This is a genomic window from Pannonibacter sp., assembly GCF_051860505.1.
Classification (GTDB): domain Bacteria; phylum Pseudomonadota; class Alphaproteobacteria; order Rhizobiales; family Stappiaceae; genus Pannonibacter.
In genome coordinates, this window is the sequence record NZ_JBHYDX010000048.1 from 1 (window position 1) to 4026 (window position 4026).

The window sequence follows — 4026 nt, forward strand, 5'->3', positions numbered from 1 at the left end:
CCACCCGACTTCAGAACATGAATGATGCCACTGATCACCCGCCGGTCATCGACACGGGCCTTGCCGCGTGTCCCGGTTGGCAAAAGCGGCTGCAACTTCGAAAACTGCTCATCGCTGAGCCAGAAGAACCCATGAGACATCACCAAACTCCTCTTCAGGAGCTTGAATCAAACTTCAAGTGATTTGCATAGCCGTTTTATGGGTCTGAAGCCTAATGGCCGAGAATACCCAAACATCCTCGAGCAGCTCTTCGAACTTGAATTGATCAAGATTGGTCAAAATCTGCCGTCCAATTCCATCCAAGATCTTTTCTCTAAATTGGCAGAATCCGAGCAGATTTCAGTTTTGTCCAGGGTTGCAGTAATTAATCAGAAGTCATTTTCTGAAATTTTAAAATACTTCCCAGACGAAAAATTGCGTTCGCACCTATACCGGGCAATGCTGAAAGATGGCCTCTGGAAATGGCAGCCGGAGCAACGTCTCGCGGTGCTGCTGCAGATGCCGCCTGATATTCTTCAGACCAGCCCCTCGGTGGTCATTGATGTTGTTCTAACGAACCAGGATCGTCTGGAGGAGGTCAGAACACTGCTCGATGCTATTGCGAATGTTCCCAGTTCTCATTCCGACAGTGTAATGGAGGTTTATACCCCGCTCCGGTCCTTCCTGGAAGGGACTGGAGATCTGACTGAAGTCGTTGACCAGGTGCAGCGAGAGCTCGGGTCAGGCAGCATTTCTGAGAGCGTGCTTCGCACATGTACGGCTGCACCTGAGATCCTAAAGGCGGTCGGCAAGTCCGCGCTTCTCCCGTCCCTAGCCAATGCCTGCATGCAAGTTTATCAGCAGGAGGGTAATCTGACTGATGCGGCAAGAAACGCCCTCGTTAAATTGTTGCAGTCAACTAGAGAGCTCAATGCAGATGATGTGCTGAAAATAATAGAAAACATTTCAGGATACACATCTTACCTGGAATCAGTAAATCAAGTAACGCTTGCGTTGATGCGGGAGGGGCATACTGGGTTGGCGTTGAATGTTGCGCGCGGGGCTCGGCCGGGCGAGATCTCATATGCGGATTTGCTGAAGCAAGCAATGTCCGCGGAGGGAGCAGAGCCACAAGCGTTATGGGCGGAAATCAAGAATACAGACCGCTTGGATTCCCGGCACTGGATGGTGCCACATGAAGAGCTTACGGCAGCCGGTGCAGCGTTCCTTGACAAGATCATTGCGGAGGATGCCGACTTTATGGCGCAGAGCATCGTCGACAACAACAACCGGTTTGATCAATCCAACGGCTTTCGGTTGCTGTCAAAGGAAAGGCTGCTTGCCTTGGCCAACAAAGTTAGCAAGCCAGATTTGCGTGTCGAGGCGCTGAATGTTCTGGCGCTCAAGATCAGAGCAAATGATCCTGCGGAAATGATCGATGCTGTCTGGAACCTGCCCGACAACGACATTGATGCAGCTTATCGCATAACATCGATCCGGCTCGGAATGTCGTTAACAACGAAGGGCGTGCAGTAGTGGCATAGGGAAATTCGCCCTTACGGCGACAGCATGACACCTGCCGGCGGGCATGTCGCTCTGGCGGGAGCATTGAGACCGTTGCAGCTTCAGCGTGGCAATCGCACCGTGTGTTTTCCGCCCTGTCACGCGGCGCGGCTGGTGAGTTGCCGCTTCGAATTGTGGGAGCACGGGACACCCGCAGTTTTTGGGAAAGTCTCCGGCACTTTTCGATTTCTCCCTCCAGGAACAAGGGCAGGCCGGCCGATCATGGACGGCCTGTTCTCGTCTGACGGCTGATCGAGCCTCTGTTGTCCTGGAGATTTGCAATGATCCTTCTTGTGTTTGCCGCCATTTTCATCGGCGCCGCCATCATTGGCTACCAGTCAGTGCAAGGACGCGGCGAGGACTGATGCAGTCCCTTCGGCCACCTCTCGCCATTCGCGCGAGGGTAACACCCTGCGATCTGTACGACAGTCAATAAAATCATCTTTCGTTTGATGGAGTATGCAATGAACTCTCAAGATAGCAACACGCCTGCAAATACATCGCATCCGCTTGCCGTTGCCAGTGCAGTTCTCGGCATCGCCGTGATCGGCTTTCTTCTCTACGACTTCACCAAGGTCAGCCTTTTCGGCGTTGAATGCTATGCCTCGCGGACCTTCTATCGTGAGATCATCGTCTTCGGTGTTCCAAGCAAGGATCCGTTCTGCCTTATGACAGGACCTTACTTCGCTGCCTGGGGAATCGGGATTGCCCTGGCCGCTGCGCCCCTGTTGCTGAAGTTGTTTCGCCGATAGCAGCAGGCATAACGGGTTGAGAGATGGACGGCGGGCTTCCCGCCGCCCGCAGGCCAGATTGCCATGTAAAGCTGAATTTCACCCGACCTTGCAGCCCCAGAGACACGTCTGATCCGCCGCAACATACCCGTCCGCGACCCGGAAATACCCCTGCAGCTCGACGGTATCGCCTGCCGTGAGCGGCACCATGGTCTGCAGCCAGATCGCGGTGGCGAGCGAGACGTGGGTGGCGGAGATTTCGCCGAGGGAGCCGCGGATTTCCGTCGTGCCGTTCAGCACCAGCCGCCCGCTCATGCGCGCCGAGGTGCTGGTGTTGACCTTGAAGAGCAGCGTTGCACCGAGGAGGTAGGTGCCGTCGACCGGTGCCACGAAATGGTTGTTCGCGGCGTCGAACGCCCCTTGATCGTTGGTGTCTGTGTTGTTGAGGCCGATCTTTGTCCAGGCACCGACGCCGACGTAGTTGTCATAATTGGTGTAAGCCTTGAAGCGTGGCAGGCGGGGTTGGTCGACGATGCCGGTGGCATTGTCGACGGTGAGCCCGTCGAAGAAGGTGCTGCCGTCGGCCGAGACCGCGAGGCGGAAACGATCGGAGCCGAAGAGACCGATCAGCGCTCTGGTGACGAAACCGGTCTGCAGGACGAGGCCCAGATCGTCGCCGGCCGTCTCCTTGTTGAGCTTCAGGAACAGATCGCCAGTCCCGCCCTCAGCGATGGTCTTGGCGGCCCAGAGCGCTGCATTGAGCTTCGCCGAGAACGGGTTTGCTGCATCGGCTGTCGCCCCCAGTCCGAGCCGCGTCAGGTTCTGCAAGCTCGTGGGGAGCGAGCTGCGCCATTCCGAACCGGTCCAGACGAGGAGCAGGCCCTCCGCCTCGACCCAGACCAGCCAGCCCGGGCGCGGCGGGAGGCGGATCCAGGCACCGTCGGCCCGGAAGGCGATGTTCAGGTCCCATCCTGCCCAGAGACCGGTTGCACCCGAGGCCACCAGATGCCGGTCGCCATCGGCGGGACTGGCGGGCGGTGAAGTTCGGGTCCGATCAAGGGCGGACAGTTGCACAAGTCCGTCGAGCAAGCGCAGCGCCTCGTTGTGCGTGACATGCTTCTGCGCCTGCGCCGCGTGGATGTAGGGCAGGCCGAGATGGGTCGTGGTGTCGGACATGGGGGTTCCCGTGGGTTGGGATCAGAATTGCAGCGTGACAGCCGCAGACGTGCCGCGGCCGAGGCGGTTCGAGAGCTGGAAGATGCGGATCGCCAGCGTCTGGCCGGGCCCGAGCGGTGCGCCCCAATCGGTCGTCTGCTGGGCGGATGTGTAGAGGACGGAGGTCGTGCTGCTGCTCAGCGTGCGCTTGACCGTAGCCCCGTCGAGGATCTGGGCTTCATAACCCTCCATTTCTTCCCCAAGTGGCACCTCGACCTGCTCCCAGCTGTCTGCCACCAGCGCGCGGGAGCGGCGTGTCCAGCGGATCGTCAGATCGCCAGGGCTTCGCGCTGTTCGCCAGGGCTGCTCGACATGGACCGGGATGAAGGGCAAGAGCCCGCGACCGGCGGGCGTGAAACTCTGGCCCGTATAGCTCTCGTCGCTGACGGCCCTTGCGGCCGGCCCGACGCGCCAGTTCCAGGGACGGCCCAGGTCGGCCTCGCTGACCGGGAGGGACACAAGGAGAGGTGGCTGCGAAAATCTGAACAGCCGGGATAAGTGGATTTTCCGCGCAACAGCAGCATGATGCTGCGAGCGA

3 protein-coding genes and 2 pseudogenes are annotated in these 4026 nt (G+C 58.5%); 2 read left to right on the top strand and 3 right to left on the bottom strand.

All coding sequences use genetic code 11. The annotated features are described in order from the left end of the window. Positions 1–140: pseudogene (locus tag ACTIFE_RS20370) on the bottom strand (IS5/IS1182 family transposase); the annotation flags it as partial. Between the two features lie 22 nt (positions 141–162). Here ACTIFE_RS20370 and ACTIFE_RS20375 point away from each other — a divergent pair. Both ACTIFE_RS20375 and ACTIFE_RS20380 read left to right on the top strand, forming a co-directional pair. After that, positions 163–1515, top strand: a complete 1353-nt coding sequence (locus ACTIFE_RS20375) for a hypothetical protein (protein WP_439530977.1) — start codon at positions 163–165, stop codon at positions 1513–1515. 491 nt (positions 1516–2006) lie between these two features. Then, on the top strand, positions 2007–2294 hold the full coding sequence (locus ACTIFE_RS20380; RefSeq protein WP_439530978.1) for a hypothetical protein: 288 nt from the start codon (positions 2007–2009) through the stop codon (positions 2292–2294). A 78-nt stretch (positions 2295–2372) separates the two neighbouring features. Here the strand turns inward: ACTIFE_RS20380 and ACTIFE_RS20385 are convergent, their stop codons facing one another. Both ACTIFE_RS20385 and ACTIFE_RS20390 read right to left on the bottom strand, forming a co-directional pair. Then, positions 2373–3449 carry a DUF2793 domain-containing protein gene (locus ACTIFE_RS20385; RefSeq protein WP_439530979.1) on the bottom strand — a complete coding sequence of 359 codons (1077 nt, stop codon included), beginning with the start codon at positions 3447–3449 and terminating at the stop codon, positions 2373–2375. A gap of 21 nt (positions 3450–3470) precedes the next feature. Beyond that, positions 3471–4026, bottom strand: a pseudogene (locus ACTIFE_RS20390) (hypothetical protein); the annotation flags it as partial.